Raw genomic sequence first — 20,588 nt, 5'->3', positions numbered from 1 at the left:
ACTCACAATCTGAATGGGTCTGCTAACCAAAACGCCGGGCTTGCGATGGGCCGGCACCGTAAAACGCCGAGCTTGCTTGACAGGGGAAGCGGGCCGGAGAAAGTTGCGTGGGGGCAGGAACGCAATGCGGGGTTGCCCATGGACGCGTCGCGGAGCGCACCAGTCGAAGGAGCACCGTCTTGGCTGTGGTCATCACCTCCCTGATCCTTTTCCTCATCGGCCTGGCGATTGGCGGCGGCGGCATCTGGCTCGTGACGCTGGGCGGCAGCTGGTACTACGTCATCGTCGGTCTAGCTTTCCTTGTCGCGGCCTGGCTGCTCTACAGGCGCAGATCCACGGCGCTGTGGCTCTACGCGGCGATCGTGCTCGGCACGCTCGCCTGGGCGGTCTGGGAGATCGGCTTCGACTGGTGGGAGCTCGGCCCGCGCGGCGGCATCATCGTGCTTGTCGCGCTATGGCTGTTGACGCCATGGGCGCGGCGCGGGCTTACCGGTCCCGACGGACGCGCGCCGCTGATCCTCGCCGTGCTGGCCTCGCTTGCCGTCGCCGGCTATTCGATGACGACCGATCCAAAGGATATTACGGGTGAACTCAACACCGACAAGGTGACGCCGACGGCCGATCTTGGCGGCAACGTGCCGGCTGGCGAATGGCACTATTACGGTCGCACGCAATACGGCCAGCGCTATTCGCCGCTCGACCAGATCACCGCCGAAAACGTTGCCAATCTGCAGCCGGCCTGGACCTATCGCACCGGCGACGTGAAAGGGCCCGACGACATCGGCGAGACGACCTATCAGGTGACGCCGCTAAAAATCGCCGACACGCTCTACATCTGCACGCCGCATAATTTCGCCATCGCGATCGATGCCGCGAGCGGTAAGGAGAAATGGCGCTTCGATCCGCAGGTCAAGCTCAACAAGGACCGCCAGCACCAGACCTGCCGCGGCGTGGCCTATTATGCCGATGCCAAGGTCGCCGCCGGCCAGCCCTGCGCCACACGCATCTACCTGCCGACATCCGACGCCCGGCTGATCGCGCTCGATGCGGCGAATGGCCAGGTCTGCCCGACTTTCGCCGAAGGCGGCACGCTGAACCTGCTCGCCAACATGCCATATCCGAAGCCGGGCTATTATTATTCGACCTCGGCGCCGCTGATCGTCGCCAACAAGATCATCGTCGGCGGCGCGGTCAACGACAATTATTCGACGCAGGAGCCGTCCGGGGTCATCCGTGCCTACGATGCCGACACCGGCGCGCTGTTGTGGAATTGGGATTCGGGCAATCCCGACCAGACGATGCCGCTGCCGCCGGACCAGACCTACACCAACAACTCACCCAACATGTGGTCGACGGCAAGCGCCGACGAGAAGCTCGGCCTGCTTTATGTGCCGCTCGGCAACAAGACGCCGGACCAGCTCGGCGCCGGGCGCAGCGCCAATGACGAGAAATTCTCCTCGTCGATCACCGCGCTCGATCTCAACAGCGGACAATTGCGCTGGGTGCGGCAGACCGTGCACCACGATCTCTGGGACATGGACGTGCCGGCGCAGCCGACGCTGGTCGACATCACCACGGAAAGTGGCGTGGTGCCGGCGCTGGTCGGGCCGACCAAGCAGGGCGACCTCTATGTGCTCGACCGGCGCAGCGGCGAGCCGATCGTTCCGGTCAAGGAAGTGCCGGCGCCGGGCGGCGCGATCGAAGGCGACCATACCTCGCCGACGCAGCCGCTCTCGGACCTCAGCTTCAGTCCGAAACCGCTGACCGGCGCCGACATGTGGGGCATTACCATGTTCGACCAGCTGGCCTGCCGGATCGAGCTCCGGAAGTTGCGCTATGAGGGCCGCTACACGCCGCCGTCGCTGCAGGGCTCACTGATCTACCCCGGCAATTTCGGCGCCTTCAACTGGGGCGGCGTGGCAGTCGATCCGGTCCGGCAGGTGATGTTCGGCATGCCGACATACCTGGCGTTCATCTCCAAGCTGGTGCCGCGCGCCGACGTGCCGCCGCCCGGCGACACCAAGGGCAGCGAACAGGGCCTGAACCGCAATGACGGTGCGCCTTACGCAGTCATATTGAAGCCGTTCCTGTCGCCGCTCGGCATTCCCTGCCAGGCGCCGCCCTGGGGCTATGTGGCGGGCGCCGACCTTCGGACCGGCAAGATCGTCTACAAGCATCGCAACGGCACCGTCTACGACATGACGCCATTGCCACTGCCATTCAAGGTCGGCGTGCCCGGCATTGGCGGGCCGATGATCACTGCCGGCGGCGTCGCCTTCCTCGGTGCGGCGGTCGATGACTATGTGCGCGCTTATGACCTGACGACCGGCAAACAGCTCTGGCAGGCGCGGCTGCCGGCGGGCGGGCAGTCGACACCGATGACCTACACGGTAGCCGACGGACGCCAGTTCGTCGTCATCGTTGCCGGCGGCCACGGCTCGGTCGGTACCAAGCCGGGCGACTATGTGATGGCTTATACGCTGCCGAAATAGAGAAGTTCCTTCAGAGCCCGAGATGCCCTTTCAGGTCGGGTACCGATGCAAGTACCTCACTGGTCAGCTGCGGGCCGGCGGCTGCCTCGGCCTGCTGGACCAGCATCGTGCCGGCCTGGCTGATCTGTGCGAGCGTAAGGCCTGATGCCTTGAGTATGGCGACGCCGTTGATCAGCGCGCCGGTCTTTTCGCCGAGAGCGCCACCGAGCGCGCCCTCCAGCGAGGACAGGAGGCCACCACCGGAAGCTGCGCCGGGAGCCATGACATCATATTGCTTGGCCAGGGCGTCGGCTCCCGGGATTTTGGCGAAGAAGCTGGACAGGGTCGTGCCTTCCGCCTCGTGTTCGAGCACCGAGAAAATCGTGCCGGCGATCTTTTCCGTCAAAGCCTGGTTGAGACCGGATTTCTGGGAGACGGTGTTGATGATGTCCTGAACGTCCATGACCTTTCCTCAGGCTTTGGTGTTTGCGGGCGGGTGCCGGTTGGCGCGGATCTTGATCAACGATCGTTTGAAGGCGGTGAAGGCAGTGAACCGCAGCGCCAGCAAAGCCATAGCGGCGAGGGCGAACCCACTTGCCAGAAGCGGGGAGGGAAAGGTCATGGGCGTGTTCCTTCGTCGTCAATCAGGCATTCTTTTCCCGCCAAATGGCCATTGTCGTTCGCCAAATGGCCCGAGTGAGGCATAGCCCGGTAACTTCTTTTTACATTGTGGTGCGTGCATTTAGCATTGCCACAAAGGACCAAAATTTAACGACAGTGGGGCTAGCGGCATCACGGCCCTCGCGCAGGGACTTATGGCAGCCTCACTCAGCCGTGACTGGACCAGGCAAGCTTCGGCTCTATGTTGCCGCGGGGGGCGCCGACGAGGAGCGCGCCATGACAACACCTGCCGAACCCACTGCCGCCGAGCCTGTCATTACCCAGGCGATGATCGACGCCTATGACGAATACACGCATCTGACGCTCGACCGGCGGCGCTTCATGGAGCAATTGACCAGGCTTGCCGGATCGGGTGCGGCAGCGGCCGCGATCGCGCCGCTGCTGGCGGCGAATTCGGCCCAGGCGGCAATCGTGGCGGAAGACGATCCGCGGGTGAAAGGCGAGGACATCAGCTATCCCGGCAGCGCCGGCGAGATGAAGGGCTATCTGGTCAAGCCGGCGGACCAGACCGGCAAGCTCGGCACCGTCATCGTGGTGCACGAGAACAGGGGTCTCAACCCGCATATTCGCGATGTGGCGCGGCGCGTTGCGCTGGAAGGGTTCGTGGCGCTTGCGCCGGACTTCATGACACCGCTCGGCGGCACGCCGGACGATGAAAACAGGGCACGTGACCTGTTTTCCCAGCTCGATCCAGCACAGGTCGCCGCCAATGCCGTGGCAACGGTCGCCTACCTCAAAGGCTACAAGGACGGCAACGGCAAAGTCGGCGCCGTCGGCTTCTGCTGGGGCGGCGGCACGGTGAACATGCTGGCCGTCAACGCGCCGGACCTCGCCGCCGCCGTCGCCTATTACGGCATGCAGCCAAAGGCCGAGGACGTGCCGAAGATCAAGGCCGCGCTCATGCTGCATTATGCCGGGCTCGACACCCGCACCAATGCCGGTATCGATGCCTTCAAGAAGGCACTCGACGCGGCTCATGTCGAATACTCGGTCTATGTCTATGAAGGCGCCAACCATGCCTTCAATAACGACACGTCGGCGGCCCGCTATGACAAGAAGGCGGCCGACCTCGCCTGGGGCCGGACGATCGCTTTCCTCAAGGAGAAGCTGGCCTGATCAGGTGGGCGCCGGCGCCGGTTTGTGAAGGGCGACGCCGGCCACCACCAGCGCGATGCCGATGCAGTCGGTGAGGCTCGGCACCTGCCGCAGCACAATGACGCCGATCAACGTCGCGGTGACCGGCAGCAAAGACAGCATCAGCGCGAAGCTGGAGCGCGGTAGCCGCGACATGGCAAGCTGGTCGCAAATATAGGGAATGACCGACGAGCAGATGCCGACGCCGACCCCCGCAAGCAGCAGCGGCGGCGCCGAGAAAGCCGGCAGAGCATCGGCGAAACCGATCGGCAGAACGACGAGAAGGGCGACCGCCATGGCGGCACCCAGCCCGGCGATGCCATCGCCGGCGCCGCCGCGCGCGACGCGGTGGCCGAGCACGATGTAGCTAACGAACAGCGTGCCGTTGAGGAAGGCCCAGAACAGGCCGACGGGATCGCTCGACCATTTGACGTCGATCAGCAACAGGGTGCCGGCGACAGCGATTGCGAGGGCGGCGAGATTGCGCGGGCTTCTGAGGCCAACAAGCGCAACGCCGATGGTGCCGACGAATTCGGTCGCCGCCACCAGCGAGATCGGCAGCCGGTCGAGCGCCAGGTAAAACGAGCAATTCATCACCCCAAGGCAGACGCCGAAAGCCACAAGCAACAACCGCGTCGAGCGATCGGCGCGGGCGAAGACCGCCCATGGCCGGGTCAATGGGGCAAAGACGAGTGCCGCGGTGGCGATGCGCAGCCAAGCCATGCCCAGCACGCCGACATGCGGGAACAGCAGCACCGCGAAGGCCGGTCCGAGATAGTGGAACACGGCGCTGACGCCGAACCAGAGATGCGGCGGGACCGCGTTTGCCAAGGCAAAGGCGGGGCCGGCGAGTGCCGGACTTGCTGCTGGGGCTTGCGTCCGATCTTCCATGGGGTCAGTATCGCAGGCGATTTTTGCCGTTGATATGGATGATGGCCGGGCATTGCGGCCATTTCCTTTCCGAAAGCAAGGAGCATTCCGCTGAAACGCCTTCGAAATGAAAATCCGGATCTGGATGCGGCGGACCTGAAAATCCTGCGCCTGCTGGAAGAGGATGCGCGCACCAGCACCGCCGAACTGGCGCGCTCGGTCGGCCTGTCGGCGCCGAGCGTGGCCGAGCGCATCAAGCGGCTGCAGGAAAGCGGTGTGATCGAGGCCTATACGGTGCGTATCAATCCGGCCGCGCTCGGCATGAAGCTATCGGCATGGCTGCGGATCAGGCCGGTGCCGGGGCAACTGGCTGTCGTAGCCGAAATCATCCGCGACCTACCGGAAATCGCCCAATGCGACCGGGTCACCGGTGAAGACTGTTTCATCGCGCTGGCGCATGTCGCCTCGGTGGCCGAGCTCGAGCGGGTGATCGACCGGATCATTCCGTTCGCGATGACCAATACGGCGATCATCCAGTCGTCGCCGGTGGTGCCGCGCTCGCCGCTGGGGGCGGTGAAGCGCCAGCCTTGACGCTTGGGATCGTTCGTCAGCACATCAGAAATGCAAACCGGACGGCCGGTCTGTTTCTTCCCGCACCGTTCAGGCGTGGCCGCGTTTCATCCGCGCCTGCTTCAGGATGGCGCGCCAGCGGATCATGGCGAAGGGGATCGGCTCGTTGTTGTTGGCGATGTGGAAGATCTCGTTGTTGAGGTTCTTCAGCGAGCGCCAGAAATCATAGTCGGTGATGCGTGGATCAGCCGCCAGCCTGTCCGCCTCGACCTTGATATCGGTTTTCATGCACGTTCCCCGAACCGCTGCTGCTCCGCCGCCCGTATCGCAATTCGATGCGGACGGTTTTCCAACGCCGCGCTGAGTCGTTCAACGTCTCAATTCGGCTTGTTCACGTTAAAACCTCGGTAAGGTTAACGGCGGTTGGACCGTGGTTCAAGCCGGCTTACGACGAATACCGATCGAGCGGCCGGCGCGCTCCGGCATCGGCAGGGCGGCATGGGCGGCGCGCATCGCTTCCACCCTGGCCAGGACGTCGGCGGGGAAGGGCGCGACCTTCGGGCCAGCCATGTCGACGTGCAGCGACAGCGTTTCGGATGTGGCGGCAAGCCAGCCGTCGAGATGGCGGATTTCCTGATAGGCCCTCAGCCGCTTCTCGTCATGGTCGAGGAGTTGGAACGAGACCGTGACCTTGTGGTCGAGATGCAACTCCTGGACGTAGCAGACATGGACTTCCGCGGTGTAGATGGTCAGCCGTCGTTCTTTCACATAATCCGGCCCCATCCCCATCATCTCGAATGCTTCGTCGGAGCAACGATCGAAAAGCACGTTGTAATAGGCCATGTTGAGATGGCCGTTGTAGTCGATCCAGGCCTCCTCGATGTCCATGGCGCGAGAGACGAAAGGGGCAGGGATGGGCATCGGAAACTTCCTTCTCGTCATGCCGGGATGAGCGTGGACTGGACAGAGCGTGGTTGGTGAGACTACGCATCCGTAGATGCAGAACAAGGTGGACGCTGGTCCATTCGCGGAGGAATCGATGGCTCTAAGCGACCTCAATCCGGTCGAGCGCAACGAAGAAGGCATTGCCGCCGTACTCGGCATCCTCAAGCAGCGGCTCGGCGAGCGATTCCAGACCGGCCAGGCGATCCGGGCCCAGCACGCGCACACCACGACCTATATCCCGACGCAGGCGCCGGACGGCGTCGCCTTTGCCGAGACGACGGAGGAGGTGCAGGAGATCGTGCGCGCATGCGCGGCGCATCGCGTGCCGGTGATTGCCTTCGGCGTCGGCTCTTCGCTGGAAGGCCACACCAATGCGCCGGGCGGCGGCATCTCACTCGATACGTCACGCATGAACCGCATCATTGCGGTCAATCCGCAGGACCTCGACTGCACCGTCGAGCCCGGCGTGACGCGCGAGGATCTGAACCGGCACCTGCGCGACACCGGCCTGTTCTTTCCGATCGACCCGGGCGCCAACGCCTCGCTCGGCGGCATGGCTGCGACGCGTGCGTCGGGCACCAACGCGGTGCGCTACGGCACGATGCGCGAGAACGTCCTGTCGCTGACGGCGGTGATGGCCGACGGGGAAGCAGTGACGACCGGCAAGCGCGCCAAGAAAAGCTCGGCCGGCTATGATCTGACGCGGCTGCTGATCGGTTCGGAAGGCACGCTTGGCATCATCACACAGCTGACTTTGAAGCTGCAGGGCATTCCACAGGCGATTTCAGGCGGCGTTTGTCCGTTCCCCAGCCTCGAGTCGGCGTGCAACGCGGTGATCGCGACCATCCAGATGGGCATTCCGGTGGCGCGCATAGAATTGGTCAACGCACTGCAGATGCGGGCGATGAAGACCTATTCGAAGCTCGACTATCCGGAGAGTCCCTGCCTGTTCGTCGAATTCCACGGCAGCGATGCCAGCGTCGCCGAGCAGGCCGAGACCTTCGGCATGATCGCCGAGGAAAATGGCGGCGGTCCGTTCCTGTGGACCAGCGTCGCCGAAGAGCGAACGAAATTGTGGAAGGCCAGGCACGATGCCTACTGGTCGTCGCTGACACTGCGGCCGGGCGCCAAGGGCCTGTCGACCGATGTCTGCGTGCCGATCTCGCGCTTTGCCGAATGTGTCACGGAGACCGAAGCGGATATCGCGGAGATGGGGCTGATCGCGCCGATCGTCGGCCATGCCGGCGACGGCAATTTCCATGTGCTGGTGCTGATGGACGTGGACGACCCGAAAGGGATCGCATTGGCGGAAAAATTCGTGACGCGGCTCAATATGCGCGCCATCGCCATGGACGGCACCTGCACTGGCGAGCACGGCATAGGGCAAGGCAAGATCGGCTTCCTGCGGCATGAGCTCGGCCATGGCGTCGACATCATGCGCACGATCAAGCAGGCGCTCGACCCGCTGAACATCATGAACCCGGGCAAGATATTACCGGGAAAGGACTGACGTCAGGTCGCTGCCGTGCCCCTATTTGCCTCTTTATCGACACGCTGATGCGGGTAGAGTGCCACTGACTTTACTATCAACTGTCTAGGAGTTCATGCTCGCACGCCTGTTCGTGATCTTCGGTGGGCTTCTTGTGCTGGTGCTGTGTGCGGCGCTGGTGGTGCCGTACTTTGTCGACTGGACAGGTTACCGTGCCGATTTCGAGCGCGAGGCGAGTGCCGTCCTGGGTCGCAAGGTGACCGTGCGAGGCGATGCAACGGCAAGGCTGTTGCCGTTCCCCTCGGTGACCTTTTCCAACGTCGCCGTTGCCGGTGGCCCCAACGGCCAGCCGGCGATGACCGTCGAAACCTTTTCGATGGATGCAGAACTCGCGCCATTCCTGCGCGGCGAGGTGCTGATTTTCGACATGCGGCTGGTGCGGCCGAAGGCGACGATCGACATCGCCGCCGACGGCACGGTCGACTGGACGATACGGCCGTCCTCGCCCTTCGATCCCGGCCAAATCTCCATTGAGAAGCTGACAGTGACGGAAGGACAGATCGCGCTCAGCCACGCCGCCGGCGGGCGCAGCCATCTTATTTCCGAGATCAACTCGACGATCTCGGCCAAGTCGCTGGCCGGCCCCTGGCGGCTGGACGGCTCGCTGTTGCTGGACGGGTTGCGGACGACGATCGCCGCTTCCACCGGCAAGGCCGAACCGGACGGGCAAATGCGGCTCAGGCTCAAGGCCGATCCGGACGCCTATCCGCTGGTCATCGAGACCGACGGCAATGTGGGCCTCGTCGAGGGCGCCGCCGTCTATTCGGGCCAGTTCAAGATATCGGGCGCAGACCAGACTGCGGCGCGGCAGCTGGGCACCGGCGGCGAGGCGCTGAAAGTCAGCGCCGGCAAACCGGACCCGGGCTTCAGGCTGAACGGCAAGTTTTCGCTCGACCACCAGAAGCTCGGCGTCGACGAATTCCGCTTCGAGACCGGGCCGCGCGACAATCCCTACACTGCCGACGGCAAGGCTGCGGTCGACCTTGGGCTGAAGCCGCATTTCTCGATCGAGGCCAATGGCGCGCAGGTGCAGTTCGACGAGGCCGTGGGGGCGGCGGCCGGTGCCGGATTGACGCTGTCCGAGCGGGTGGCGGCGCTGGAGCAGGCGCTGCTCGACCTGCCGAAGCCGACCATACCGGGCACGGTCGAGGTGAAACTGCCGGCGGTGGTGGCAGGCGATACCACCGTTCGCGACGTGCACCTGTCCGCCGAGCCAGCCGAGGGCGGCTGGGCGGTAAAATCGCTGGCCGCCACGCTGCCCGGCCGCGCCAAGCTGGAAGCCAACGGCATGGTCAGCGTCGAGGACCATTTCGGTTTCACCGGATCGCTGCTTCTGGCGGTGGCGCAGCCCTCCGGCTTCGCCGCATGGCTGTCGAAGGACGTCGACGAGGCGATCCGCCGCTTGCCGGCCGCCGGCTTCAAGGCCAAGGTGGATTTGAGCGAGAAGCACCAGGCCTTCAGCGATCTCGAACTCATCCTCGGCAAGGCGAAGTTCTCCGGCCGCATCGATTCCAGCCAGCCCGACGACACAAGGCCATCGGTGCTGATGCAACTGGAAGGTGGCGAACTCGATGTCGACGGGCTCGCCGCCTTCGCCTCGATCTTCGTCAGCGACAAGGGCGCCAACCGCTTTTCCGACCGCGACCTCGATTTCCAGATCAAGGCCGGGCCGGTCAGCGCCGGCGGGTTGACCGCCGATAGCGTCGACACCGCGCTTAGATTGCGCGATGGGCTGCTTGAGATCGATCGCCTGTCGGTCGGCGGACTTGCCGGCGCCTCGATCAGCGCTACCGGTCGAATCAAGGATTTCCCGGCGAGCCCGACCGGCAAGCTCGACGCCTCGGTGATCGCCGTCGACCTCAAGCCGCTGATCGACGTCGCCGTCCAGCATTATCCGGATAATGCAGTGCTGAAGGGCCTGGCGGAGCGTGCTGCTGCCTATCCCGAGCTGTTCCAGGATGCGCGTATCGATGCGGTCACGAGTGCCGCAGACAATGGCGACGGTACGACTGGACTGGCAATGAGCGCACAGGGCAAGGCCGGTGGCTCGGCCTTTTCGGCGTCGTTGTCCGGCAAAGGGGCGCTCGACCGGCCTCTCGAAGCGCCGGTGACGCTGACCTTCAACGCAAGGAATGCCGACGCCACCGCGCTTCTGGCGCTTTACGGTCTGCCGGCACTGCCGCTCGGCATGCTCGGCGAGGCGACCACCGAAGTCTCGGCCAAAGGCACGCTCGGCGGTGGCCTGGCGACACGATTCAGCCTGGCCGGCAACGACTTCAAAGCTGGTTTCGACGGGACAATTGCCGACACGGCTCAAGGCGCGGCCGCCAAGGGCAAGGTCAGCCTTGAAACGGCCGACATCGAGCCATGGCTGATGACGACCGGCGTTGGCCTGCCCGGCATGGGCACCGGCATGTCGACGTCGCTTGCAGCCGATGCCGATTACGGCAATGGTCTCCTGGTGCTGAGCGGCCTCAGCGGCGCCGTCAACGAAGCGGCGGTCTCCGGTGACGTAAATATCGACATCAAAGAGGGGCTGCCGCATCTTGCCGGCGCGCTGTCGCTGGACGAGCTGGACCTCGATCCGATGGCGGTGATGCTGTTCGGTGACCAGGCCTTCCTTGTCAATGACAGGACCTGGCCGACAGCACCGTTCAGCCAGAAATCCAGTCTGCCATTTACCGCCGATCTCGATCTGACGGCGGCGTCGCTTGCCGCCGGCCCGCTTGCCACCGCCTATGACGCTGCGCTGTCGCTGCAGCTCGACCAGGAGGGCATCCGCGTTTCCGACCTCAAGGCAAAGTTCCTCGGCGGCGCGTTGAGTGGCCTGTTCGAGCTCAAGAACAATGACGGCACCGGGCTTTTCTCCAGTCAGATGAAACTCGCCGGCGCCGATCTGGTAGCCGTGCTGCCGGAGGCCGGCATCAGCGGAAGCGGCGAGTTCTCGACGGCGCTTTCGACCAGCGGCAAATCGGTCGACGCGATGGTTGCGGCGCTGTCCGGTTCCGGCACGGCGACGCTGAAGGGCATGACTATTGCCGGCTTCAATCCCGATGCCTTTGGCGCATTCATTGCCAAGGCCGACGCGATAGGGCGCGATATCGACGCGTCGAAGACCGCCGGCTTTGTGCCGCAGATCGCCGCGGCGGGCAGTTTTCCGGCGCAGGACACCGATATTGCCTTCACCATCGCCGGCGGCACGCTGAGGGCGCCGCCGGTCAAATTCGAAAGCCCGGGCGCGACGCTGTCCGCCGACATCACCGCCGATCTGAACACCAGCACCGTCGATGCCAAGGGCGAGATCGCCTATCGTCCCGGCGACGAGGCGCTGGTCGGCTCCGAACCGATTTTGAATTTCAGCGTCGACGGGCCGTTTGGCGCCACCAAACGGCAGTTCGACAGCGAGCCGCTGGCACAGTTCCTGACCCAGCGTGCGCTGGAAAAGGAGCAGCAGCGGGTCGAAGCGATGCAAGCCGCACTGCTCGAGAAACAAAGGCTGCGGCGTGAGGTGCGCTACTACGCTGCGCTGCAAACCGAGCGTGAAAGAGCGGCGGAGGAACTGCGCAGGCAACAGGAAGCAGCGCGGCTGAAGGCCGAGGCCGACGCCAAGGCAAAGGCCGAAGCCGAGGCTCAGGCCCAGGCCGAAGCCGAGGCGAGGGCGCAGGCTGAAGCCAAGGCGAAGGCTGAAGCGGACGCCAAGGCACAGGCGGATGCGGAGGCGAGGGCGCAGGCCGAGGCCAAAGCGAAAGCTGAAGCGGACGCCAAGGCAAAGGCCGAAGCTGAGGCGCAGGCCCAAGCCGAAGCGGAGGCCAGGGCGCAGGCTGAAGCCAAGGCAAAGGCGGATGCAGCGGCGAAAGCCGAAGCCGAGGCCAGGGCGAAAGCCGAGGCGGCTGCAAAGGCCGAAGCGGATGCCGAAGCCAAAGCCAAGGCGGCGCAACAGGCTGCCGAGGAAGCAGCGCAGGCCGAAGAACAGCAACGCCAGAGGGCGGAAGAGGCGTTGCGGATCGCCTCGGAAGAGAAGGCAAGGCTCGACGCCGAACGCAAGGCCGCGGCGGAGCGCGCGGAACGAGCGCCACCGGCCGCAAATAACGTGCCACCGCCAGTGCAGCCCCCGCCAAAGCTCAAGCTCGATCCCTCGTCGATCGACGATCTGCTGAAATCGTTGAATGGCGGGTGACGGCGCATCCCTTATGTGTCGCGTCCAGCAAGCAAGCGCTTCAGCATCGGCTCGATCCGCCCGAGTTCGTCGAGATGAGCGGCTGACAGATCGGCGAGACTGTCGTCGGCGCGCTCGGTCAGCCGCAGCAGCACGCGGCGGTGGTCCTCCTCGTCGTGGTCCTTCGCGACCAGCCCGGCTTCGCAAAGACGGTTGACCAATTCCACTGCGCTGTGATGGCGGATGCGCAGGCGCTCCGCGAGGTCGCCAATGGTCACCGGCCCTCCGCCGGGGAACCCTTTGATTGCAAGCAGGGCCTGATGCTGGCGTGGTGTCACCAACATCGCTCGTGCCCGCCATCCTCGGTGGCACGGCCGGCGACCCATCCGCAAGTCGGCACGCCGCCAGAAAGCAAGGTCTGCAAATGAAGTCCGATCACGCCAACCCCGGCCATCTGCGCGATTTTACCACCGATGCCTGGGTGCTGCTCATTGCCGGCATAGCGGTGGTGGTTGCGACGGCGGGGTTGTTTGCCGGCATTGCCCTCTTGAAGCTGATCCGGCTTGCCACGAACATCGCCTATTTTGGCCAGTTCACGCTCGCCGACCTGAAACTGCAGGATACGCTGCTTGGCAGGCCGAAGAACGCGACCGCTCGGCTTTGCTGGGCTTCCGTATCCGGCGCAGGAAACAGGATAGCGTTGCCTGAAGGCTACAACTTGCTGCGCTTGGCCCAATCCAGCACATAGAGCCGGAGCGCCGAGGAGAGATTGGCATCCCGCGGGCGGCTCTCGTCGATTTCGGCGACAAGGGCGGCGAGCGTCAGTTTTCGCACGGCCGCGATGGCGACCAGGTCGTCGTAAAAAGGCTTTTCGAGCGAATAGCTGGTGCGGTGGCCGCGAATGGTGACCGAGCGCTTTTCCACCGGGCTCACGAGACGATCCTACTCACACTTCAAGCATCGGATTTGTCCGAATCGCCCGAATTTTCGCGGCGATGGCCGGCGACGAATTTATCGGCCTTGTCGGCGATCAGGCGGTCGCGATCCCGGCTGGGTTTGGAACGGCCATGCAGCGCCCGGTTCTGTTCGGCCAGGCGCTCCTTCTCGGCTCGAGCCTTCTGCTTGCGTGCCTGACGGAGATTGACGATCTCGGTCATGTCACGCCGCCCGTCGGGTCACTTCTTGCGGAAGGCGTCAAGCGACACCACGTCGGCGCCCTTGGCGCCGGCGTCGGCCGCGGCAGGCTTCTTTTCCGCCTCGGCGGTTTTCTTCTTCGTCTCGGGCTTTTTCTCGGCGACGATGGCCAGCGGTTCGGGAGCAGGCTTGGCCTTTGTCTCCTGTTCCGCCGGGGTATCGGTCTTGACGTCGAATTCGAGCTCGAAGTTGACGGACGGGTCGTAAAAGCCGCGTACGGCCGAGAACGGGATTTCCAGTTTCTCCGGCACGTCGGAAAACGACAGCCCGACCTCAAAGCCGGTGTCGCTCACCTTCAGGTCCCAATACTGGAACTGGATGACGATGGTCATCTGTTCGGGATAGCGCTCGCGCAGCCGCGACGACACGCGCACGCCCGGCGCGCCGGTGAGAAAGGTGATGAAGAAATGATGGTTGCCCGGGAGACCGGTGCGCGCGACTTCGGCCAGGACCTTGCGCATGACGCCGCGCAACGCCTCCTGGGCCAGAATGTCGTAGCGGATGTGGTCGTCGGCCATGTGGCTGTCGGGTTCCGTTGAATCGTCCTGATAGCTGTAATCAAGCTTGAGCGCGGCGTAAACCGGATATAGATCGCCGGCGTGCGGAAGCGAAGCCCATTGGCGACGATTTGATCGTCAAACGGCTTTGATCGTCAAGCGCTGGCGAGCGCGCCCTGTTTGCTCGCCCGGGCCACAGGCTGCCGCTTGCCGAAGGCGCGCAGGAAGGTGCGCACGCCATTTGTCGCCGATTGCACCACCTCGTCCTCGGTCGGTGTGCCGCCGAGCATGAATGTCGTCTGCAACTCGGCATTGGCAAGCGCCATGAACTGGCGCGCTGCGACATCGGGATCGTCGATGTCAAGGAAGCCGGCATGAGCGAGGCGGGCGAAGCGGGCGGCGATCGCCGGCCATGTCCTGCCCGGTCCTTCTTCGCGCCATTCGGCGAACAACTCGGGATAGCGCCCGCCCTCGGTCTGGATCAGCTTGCGCAGGAATTTGCCGTCGCGGTTGCAGATGCAGTTGTGGTTCATCCGCACAGCAAAGGCGATGAGGTCGGCCTCGAGATCCTTCGGCTGATCGGGAAAAGTGGAAATCGTGGCAAAGATGCCGGCATTGCAACGTTCGGTGAGGTCGCGGACGATGGCAACGAAGAGTTTTTCCTTGTCGCCGTGATGATTGTAGATGGTCTGGCGGGAGACGCCGGCCTCGGCGGCAATCATGTCGATATTGGCACCGGCAAAGCTTTCGCGGCAGAAGACCGAGGCGGCGGCATCGACAATCGACATCCGCTTGGCCTCATGGCCCCGCGGCGGGAAAATGTCAGGAGAAACGTTGGCCTTCATGCAAAACTATATAGAGGTGGTTGACGAATTAGACAAGCCTGTCTAAATTTGTGGACTGCACGAAGGGGGTTTCGTTCCGCAGAAGAGTCGGAACTCCACGGGATGGAACGTCCTAGGGTTACGCGCCGGTCCGCGGCGGCAACCAGAATTCGAAAGAGCCTGCTATCATGAACGCCAAATTCCTCCGCATTGCGGTCGTGCTCGGCCTATTGTCCGCGATCGGCCCGTTTGCCATCGACATGTATCTTCCGGCCCTGCCTTCAATCGGTGAGGATCTGCATGCTGGCACTGCCGCGGTGCAGATGAGCCTGCTGATTTTCTTTCTTTCCATGGGCTTCGGCCAGATCGTCGTCGGACCGATCTCCGACGTGGTCGGCCGCAAGCTGCCACTCTACGGCGGTCTGGCGCTGTTCATGGTCGGCGGCGTCGGCTCGGCGCTGGCTCCCTCGATCGAATGGCTGATCGCCTTCCGCTTCCTGCAAGGGCTCGGCGCCAGCGCCGGCATGGCCGTGCCGCGCGCGATCGTGCGCGATCTGCATACCGGCACCGAGGCCGCCAAGCTGATGTCGCTGCTGATGCTGGTGTTTTCGGTGTCGCCGATCCTGGCGCCGCTGACCGGTAGCCAGATCATCGAGAACTTCGGCTGGCGCGCCGTGTTCTGGACGGTGACGGGCGCGGCCGTGCTCGCCACCATCCTGCTGGCGACCTCACTCAAGGAGACGCGGCCGGTCGAAGAGCGCGCCGGTTCGTCCTTCCGGACGGCACTTTCCGGCTACCGCTTCCTGATGGGCGACCGCAACTTCCTTGGCCTGACGGCCATCGCCGGCTTCGGCATTGCGAGCTTCTTCGTCTATCTGTCGAGCTCGTCCTTCATCCTGATCGATCATTACGGGCTGTCGCCTTCAGTCTACAGCGTGTTCTTCTCGATCAATGCGGTTGCCTTTATCGGCATGTCGCAGCTGACCGGGTTGCTGTCGGAGCGGTTCGGGCTGCAGCGCGTGGTGCGTGTCGCGGTCACCGGCTATGCGACGACGATGGTGGTGCTGTTCGCGGTGATGGCATCGGGTGTCGACCGGCTCGACGTGATGGCGGCGCTGCTGTTCATCGGCTACGGCTTTCTCGGCCTGGTCATCCCGACGACGTCGGTGCTGGCCATGGAAGAGCATGGCGAGATCGCCGGTACCGCGTCGGCGCTGATGGGCACGCTGCACTTCGCCATCGGCGCGGTCGCCATGGGCGTCGCCGGCGTGTTTTTCGACGGCACGCCGCTGCCGATGGTGGCGGGCATCACGCTCTGCGCGGCGATCTCCTTCACACTGGCCAAAATAACGCTCGGCCGCAGCCGGGACGTCGCGGAGGCGCCGGCGGAGTAAACTTCGCCTATCGAGACAAAAAGGCCGGGCGATGTTCCCGGCCTTTTCATGTTTGCGGTCCCGGTTCAAAGCAGCCTATGCCTATATGACGGGTTCAGGACATGCAGCTTCGACATCTCAAAACCTTCGTGGCGGTCGCCACCACCTTGAATATCACGCGCGCTTCCGAGCGGGTTCATCTTGCCCAATCGAGCGTGACCGAACAGATCCAGGCGCTGGAAAGCGATCTAGGCACGTCGCTGTTCGACAGATCACGGCGTGGCTTGAAGCTGACGGCGGCGGGACAACGCCTGCTGGACTACGCAAACGATCTCCTCGACCTCGCGGACGAAGCCCGTTCCGCAGTCGCCGACGCGAGCGGCACGGTTGCCGGTCGCCTGACTGTCGGCGGCCTGGAGACGCTTTGCTCGACACGCTTGCCAGCTCTGCTGGCGGAATTCCATCGGCGCCATCCGGATGTGGAACTGAACCTCAGGGCGGACGATAGCAGTGGGTTGCGTGCCGGCGTGACAAGCGGGGCGCTGGAAGTATCTTTCCATTTCGGAGCCGTCCCAGTGGCGGCGCCGGAGCTGCGAAGCGAGCAAGTGGCAGTAGAAGAGCTCGTCACCATATGCCGGCAAATCACCGGTTGGCCGGATATTCTGCCATAACGCCCGACGATCTGGCTGACGAGGCCTTCCTCGTGACCCAGCCCGGTTGCGTCTATAGGCGGATGTTCGACGAAACGTTTGCCGCAACGTTGCCTGACCGTCCAAAACTCGTCGGCGAGTTCGCCAGCATGGGCGCGATACGGAGCCTTGTTGAAGGCGGTCTTGGATGCGCGCTGGTCCCGCGTCTCGTGGCTTCCGCGGCTGACGCCAATATCGTCGTGCTGCCCTGGGTCGGAAGCAGCCCGGTGACGCCGGTCACCATGGTATGGCGCCACCGGCGCATTCAAGCGCCGGTGCTGCGGCTGTTCCTTGCAATGGTCCGCGAAATCTGGCCATCGCTAGACCAGCCGCTGGCCACCATCGACATGAAGCACGGTTCCGGTGATGAAGCCGTTGTGCATGAGGGACGTGATGGCTTGGGCAATGTCGGCTGCCTGGCCGATCCGGCCGACGAGCAGACGCTTTGCCATGGCCTCCAGCGCAGCCATCTTTCCGCTGCCGACGACGGCATCCCAAATCGGCGTGTCGACCCAGCCCGGCGAGACGACGTTGACGCGGATCGGCGCCAGTTCGACGGCAAGCGCGTAGGCGAGTGAGCCAAGTGCCCCATTAACGGCTGCCACCACCGCGCCTTTCGCCGCCGGACGATAGGCGGCGATGCCCGAGGTCAGCGTGATTGATCCCCCGGGCGTCAGACGAGGCGCGCCATGTTTGGCAAGAAGAAGCGGCCCGATGACTTTGGAATCCATCACTTTCCGCGCCACCGAGATGTCCATCTCGGGAAGCAACACATAGACGCCCGTAACGTCGGCGGCGGTCGAGACGATGTGGTCGAGCGTGCCGACATCCTGGAACAGGCGCTGGACCTCGTCCTCGCTTGTGACGTCGGCTGCGATCGTCCTCAGCCTTTCGGGGTGAGGCACGCGCTGCCGTGCGGCCGACAATCGGTCCTCGGAGCGGCCGACGATCGTAACCTCGGCGCCGGCGGCAAGCTGCTGTTCGGCCAGCGACAGCCCCATGCCGGAACTGCCGCCAACGATCAGGATGCGTTCGGGTGCTGGTGTGGTTTCCTGGTTCATCTTATCTCCATCAGATAGCTCGCCGGGGCCTGACCGATATGCGGCGAGAAACTGAGGCCTTGTCCCGCAAGGCATGAGAGAAGGGAAACGGGAAGAAACGAATGCTGCCATCGGAGGTTCCGATGATGGGAGGCCCTTGGACTTTCGCAAAACCGTCGCTTGCGGTGCTTCGCTACGACGCTGTCTCGGAGAGGACGAACCGCAGCCGCGTTTCGACGGGCGCCAAGGGCAGCGGCACCAGCTCGTAGCCTAGTTCCGTGTAAACGGCGACGAGTGCGTGAAAGGTGCGTTCAGCCTCGTCCATCGTTTGCTTGCGTTCGTTGTCCTGCCGAAAGATTTCCGGCCATGGCGGCGCGACGAAGACGCGCCTGGCATAGCGGAAGCGTCGGGCGGCATTCGTGGCGTGATCGGGAACCGGCACCCCGGTCAGGCGCAGATAGCCAAGAGTGTCCGGCACGCCGCGATCGAAGAAGACCAGACCGGATTGCTCGCCCGCGATCCGGTAGGAGCGCAACTCCCAAGACAGCATCAACTCGGCGAACAGAGCCGCCAGGGCAGGCTTGGCGCCTATCGCCCAATTCGTCGTGATGATGCTGCGCCCGGCTTCGCCCGAGGTTGCGAGGCCTGCCACCTTAAGAGCCTCGATCAACGTTGTCTTGCCTGGGCCCGGACCGCCGGTCAGCACGAAAAACCGATTGGAATCGTTTCGCATTTCTGATCCATGGATTGGATGGGGGAAGTATGAAGACAGGGGTTTTTTGGACCCGTCAGGGCGCATGAAAGCCCGGCCGGCGGGGCCCGCTTCTGCATATGTCGAGAGGGAGAAATGGAGGTTTCTGTTGCCAGGTACCTCCGAACCCCGCCTAGAAGTGCGAACCACTAGGGCTTGAATTGAAGCTATCGCACCGCTTACGCGGCGAGACGTGCTTCCGCATAGTTGTCGTTGGCAACTATAAGTTTAGCCCGATAACGGTGGTACAATGCCGGGCAAAAGTACGATCTTTACACCTTCGTCGATCCTATTTCGCCCCCAGCAAAAGCCGCTCTTGAGCAGCGGTTTTTGGTGGAGGCGCCGGGTACCGCCCCCGGGTCCGAACGGCTTATTTCATCGCCTGTTTATCGCCATAGTCGGTCGAGCCGACGAAGCGAATATAGGGACTGGCGGTGGAAAATGAAAGGCCGGAATACCACTTTCGTCCGTGCCAAAGTGGATCATCAAGGGGTTGACTTGCAGCCGGTCTCAACCGAAGCTTTGTGGCGGTGAGGAGACCTAGCGCATTATTTGCGGCAGCGCGCCACAATCCTCACTGACCGGATCCCGTGGCGCCGACGAGGGGAAATTCGATGGCCGATTATCTCGCAGACGTAAAGAAGTATGATGCGGCGGCCGATGCCGACGCGGTCGCCAAGATCGTCAAGCATCTGGGCATCGCGCTCAGGAACCGCGATTCCTCGCTGGTGTCCTGCACCGACCCGGAGGAACTGAAGCGTGTCAGGAACAGCTGGGTCGCCGGCAAGCTCGGCGTCACCGACGGTGCCAAGGCGGATGGGGCTATCGAAAAGACCTGCAAGGCTATGGCGGCCGACAACAGCAAGAGCCGGGTGACATTCTATTACCTCGTCGCCAAGGATCTGGGCATGCTCGGCTCGCTCTGAGCAACCTCGCCGCCGGTGCTGGTGAGGCTTCTGCTGGAATCGTCTCGCTTTGCTGTGTTCGGCCGACGGTCATTCGGCTATGATGGCTGACAACCCGAATCGGACCGGAGCCGATGCGCCAGTATCTCGACCTTCTGAAGCATGTGCTGGAAAACGGCGCCGATCGCGGCGACCGCACCGGCACCGGAACGCGCTCGGTATTCGGCTACCAGATGCGCTTCGACCTGGCCCGCGGCTTTCCGGTCACCACCACCAAGAAGCTGCACCTGAAGTCGATTATCCACGAGCTTTTATGGTTCCTGGCCGGCGACACCAACATCAAATATCTCAACGATCACGGCGTCTCGATCTGGGATGAGTGGGCCGACGAGAACGGCGATCTCGGCCCGGTCTATGGCAAACAATGGCGGTCGTGGCCGGACGGCCATGGCGGCGCCATCGACCAGATTGCGAATCTTCTGAAGGAAATACGCAAAAATCCTAATTCGCGGCGGCTGATCGTTTCGGCGTGGAACCCGGCCGAGGTGGAGGCCATGGCGTTGCCGCCCTGCCATTGCCTGTTCCAGTTTTATGTTTCTGAAGGCAAGCTTTCCTGCCAGCTCTATCAGCGGTCGGGCGATATCTTTCTCGGTGTGCCGTTCAACATCGCTTCCTATGCGTTGCTGACGCTGATGGTGGCGCAGGTGACCGGATTGAAACCCGGCGATTTCATCCACACGCTCGGCGACGCGCATCTTTACTCGAACCATTTCGAGCAGGCGCGCGAACAATTGCGGCGCACGCCCAAGGCGTTGCCGACGCTGTGGATCAATCCCGAGGTGAAGGATCTCTTTGCCTTCCGCTTCGAGGATTTCCGGCTCGAGAACTATTTCGCCGACGCGACGATCAAGGCGCCGATCGCGGTCTAGCACCATAGCC

20 protein-coding genes, 1 other RNA gene and 2 pseudogenes are annotated in these 20,588 nt (G+C 63.5%); 10 read left to right on the top strand and 13 right to left on the bottom strand.

The window, feature by feature from the left end; genetic code table 11:
• Positions 1-179: 179 nt before the first annotated feature.
• Entirely contained in the window at positions 180-2,492 is a 2,313-nt protein-coding gene (locus NKJ20_RS02805) for a glucose/quinate/shikimate family membrane-bound PQQ-dependent dehydrogenase (RefSeq protein ID WP_352742428.1), read from the top strand.
• A gap of 10 nt (positions 2,493-2,502) precedes the next feature.
• On the opposite strand, the gene NKJ20_RS02800 is transcribed toward NKJ20_RS02805, so the two are convergent.
• Entirely contained in the window at positions 2,503-2,934 is a 432-nt protein-coding gene (locus NKJ20_RS02800; RefSeq protein ID WP_023721154.1) for a hypothetical protein, read from the bottom strand.
• A gap of 9 nt (positions 2,935-2,943) precedes the next feature.
• Complete coding sequence (locus tag NKJ20_RS02795; protein WP_023676719.1) at positions 2,944-3,093, bottom strand: hypothetical protein; 150 nt, start codon at positions 3,091-3,093, stop codon at positions 2,944-2,946.
• 275 nt (positions 3,094-3,368) lie between these two features.
• Here NKJ20_RS02795 and NKJ20_RS02790 point away from each other — a divergent pair, with 275 nt between their 5' ends.
• Positions 3,369-4,268 carry a dienelactone hydrolase family protein gene (locus NKJ20_RS02790; RefSeq protein WP_352742426.1) on the top strand — a complete coding sequence of 300 codons (900 nt, stop codon included), beginning with the start codon at positions 3,369-3,371 and terminating at the stop codon, positions 4,266-4,268.
• Here the strand turns inward: NKJ20_RS02790 and NKJ20_RS02785 are convergent, their stop codons facing one another.
• The gene (locus NKJ20_RS02785; protein WP_352742424.1) at positions 4,269-5,177 is read right to left on the bottom strand and encodes an EamA family transporter; all 909 of its coding nucleotides are present in this window, start codon (positions 5,175-5,177) and stop codon (positions 4,269-4,271) included.
• Positions 5,178-5,267: 90 nt separating this feature from the next.
• Here NKJ20_RS02785 and NKJ20_RS02780 point away from each other — a divergent pair, with 90 nt between their 5' ends.
• Positions 5,268-5,747 carry an Lrp/AsnC family transcriptional regulator gene (locus NKJ20_RS02780; RefSeq protein WP_352742526.1) on the top strand — a complete coding sequence of 160 codons (480 nt, stop codon included), beginning with the start codon at positions 5,268-5,270 and terminating at the stop codon, positions 5,745-5,747.
• Positions 5,748-5,816: 69 nt separating this feature from the next.
• Here the strand turns inward: NKJ20_RS02780 and NKJ20_RS02775 are convergent, their stop codons facing one another.
• Both NKJ20_RS02775 and NKJ20_RS02770 read right to left on the bottom strand, forming a co-directional pair.
• Positions 5,817-6,014, bottom strand: a complete 198-nt coding sequence (locus NKJ20_RS02775; protein ID WP_023676715.1) for a hypothetical protein — start codon at positions 6,012-6,014, stop codon at positions 5,817-5,819.
• A gap of 147 nt (positions 6,015-6,161) precedes the next feature.
• On the bottom strand, positions 6,162-6,647 hold the full coding sequence (locus NKJ20_RS02770) for a thioesterase family protein (RefSeq protein ID WP_352450083.1): 486 nt from the start codon (positions 6,645-6,647) through the stop codon (positions 6,162-6,164).
• Positions 6,648-6,765: 118 nt separating this feature from the next.
• Between NKJ20_RS02770 and NKJ20_RS02765 the strand changes: the two genes are divergently transcribed.
• Both NKJ20_RS02765 and NKJ20_RS02760 read left to right on the top strand, forming a co-directional pair.
• The gene (locus NKJ20_RS02765) at positions 6,766-8,181 is read left to right on the top strand and encodes an FAD-binding oxidoreductase (protein ID WP_352742422.1); all 1,416 of its coding nucleotides are present in this window, start codon (positions 6,766-6,768) and stop codon (positions 8,179-8,181) included.
• Between the two features lie 94 nt (positions 8,182-8,275).
• A complete protein-coding gene (locus NKJ20_RS02760) occupies positions 8,276-12,397 on the top strand; it encodes an AsmA family protein (RefSeq protein ID WP_352742420.1) in 4,122 nt (1,373 codons plus the stop codon).
• 11 nt (positions 12,398-12,408) lie between these two features.
• On the opposite strand, the pseudogene NKJ20_RS02755 reads toward NKJ20_RS02760, so the two are convergent.
• A pseudogene (locus tag NKJ20_RS02755) lies at positions 12,409-12,714 on the bottom strand (MarR family winged helix-turn-helix transcriptional regulator); the annotation flags it as partial.
• 86 nt (positions 12,715-12,800) lie between these two features.
• Here NKJ20_RS02755 and NKJ20_RS02750 point away from each other — a divergent pair.
• Positions 12,801-13,124, top strand: a complete 324-nt coding sequence (locus NKJ20_RS02750) for a hypothetical protein (protein WP_352742418.1) — start codon at positions 12,801-12,803, stop codon at positions 13,122-13,124.
• Here the strand turns inward: NKJ20_RS02750 and NKJ20_RS02745 are convergent.
• From NKJ20_RS02745 to NKJ20_RS02730, 4 genes are all read right to left on the bottom strand, one after another.
• A complete protein-coding gene (locus NKJ20_RS02745; RefSeq protein ID WP_352539555.1) occupies positions 13,088-13,309 on the bottom strand; it encodes a ribbon-helix-helix domain-containing protein in 222 nt (73 codons plus the stop codon). The two genes, NKJ20_RS02750 and NKJ20_RS02745, sit on opposite strands and share 37 nt — an antisense overlap.
• Positions 13,310-13,329: 20 nt before the next feature.
• On the bottom strand, positions 13,330-13,533 hold the full coding sequence (locus NKJ20_RS02740) for a DUF4169 family protein (RefSeq protein ID WP_352705129.1): 204 nt from the start codon (positions 13,531-13,533) through the stop codon (positions 13,330-13,332).
• Between the two features lie 18 nt (positions 13,534-13,551).
• Complete coding sequence (locus tag NKJ20_RS02735) at positions 13,552-14,088, bottom strand: SspB family protein (protein ID WP_023676707.1); 537 nt, start codon at positions 14,086-14,088, stop codon at positions 13,552-13,554.
• 134 nt (positions 14,089-14,222) lie between these two features.
• The gene (locus tag NKJ20_RS02730; protein WP_352450076.1) at positions 14,223-14,912 is read right to left on the bottom strand and encodes a TetR/AcrR family transcriptional regulator; all 690 of its coding nucleotides are present in this window, start codon (positions 14,910-14,912) and stop codon (positions 14,223-14,225) included.
• Positions 14,913-15,079: 167 nt separating this feature from the next.
• Here NKJ20_RS02730 and NKJ20_RS02725 point away from each other — a divergent pair, with 167 nt between their 5' ends.
• Positions 15,080-16,285 carry a multidrug effflux MFS transporter gene (locus NKJ20_RS02725; protein ID WP_352742416.1) on the top strand — a complete coding sequence of 402 codons (1,206 nt, stop codon included), beginning with the start codon at positions 15,080-15,082 and terminating at the stop codon, positions 16,283-16,285.
• A 101-nt stretch (positions 16,286-16,386) separates the two neighbouring features.
• A pseudogene (locus NKJ20_RS02720) lies at positions 16,387-17,201 on the top strand (LysR family transcriptional regulator); the annotation flags it as partial.
• Positions 17,202-17,273: 72 nt separating this feature from the next.
• On the opposite strand, the gene NKJ20_RS02715 reads toward NKJ20_RS02720, so the two are convergent.
• The 3 genes from NKJ20_RS02715 to ssrA all read right to left on the bottom strand — a co-directional run bounded on the left by NKJ20_RS02715 (position 17,274) and on the right by ssrA (position 19,195).
• Positions 17,274-18,014, bottom strand: a complete 741-nt coding sequence (locus NKJ20_RS02715) for an SDR family oxidoreductase (protein WP_352742415.1) — start codon at positions 18,012-18,014, stop codon at positions 17,274-17,276.
• A gap of 172 nt (positions 18,015-18,186) precedes the next feature.
• Positions 18,187-18,726 carry an AAA family ATPase gene (locus tag NKJ20_RS02710; protein WP_352742413.1) on the bottom strand — a complete coding sequence of 180 codons (540 nt, stop codon included), beginning with the start codon at positions 18,724-18,726 and terminating at the stop codon, positions 18,187-18,189.
• Positions 18,727-18,839: 113 nt separating this feature from the next.
• Positions 18,840-19,195: a transfer-messenger RNA gene (gene ssrA / locus NKJ20_RS02705) on the bottom strand.
• Between the two features lie 163 nt (positions 19,196-19,358).
• Between ssrA and NKJ20_RS02700 the strand changes: the two genes are divergently transcribed.
• Together NKJ20_RS02700 and NKJ20_RS02695 are read left to right on the top strand one after the other, a co-directional pair.
• A complete protein-coding gene (locus NKJ20_RS02700; protein WP_352705123.1) occupies positions 19,359-19,670 on the top strand; it encodes a DUF2853 family protein in 312 nt (103 codons plus the stop codon).
• Between the two features lie 113 nt (positions 19,671-19,783).
• Positions 19,784-20,578: a thymidylate synthase gene (locus NKJ20_RS02695; RefSeq protein ID WP_023676701.1), complete on the top strand. Its 795-nt coding sequence runs from the start codon at positions 19,784-19,786 to the stop codon at positions 20,576-20,578.
• The last annotated feature ends 10 nt before the right edge of the window (positions 20,579-20,588 follow it).

It is taken from the genome of Mesorhizobium sp. M0185 (assembly GCF_040322175.1).
Lineage (GTDB): Bacteria > Pseudomonadota > Alphaproteobacteria > Rhizobiales > Rhizobiaceae > Mesorhizobium.
Note: the sequence above shows the minus strand (reverse complement) of the source record. Positions and strands in the feature narration are given on the sequence as shown.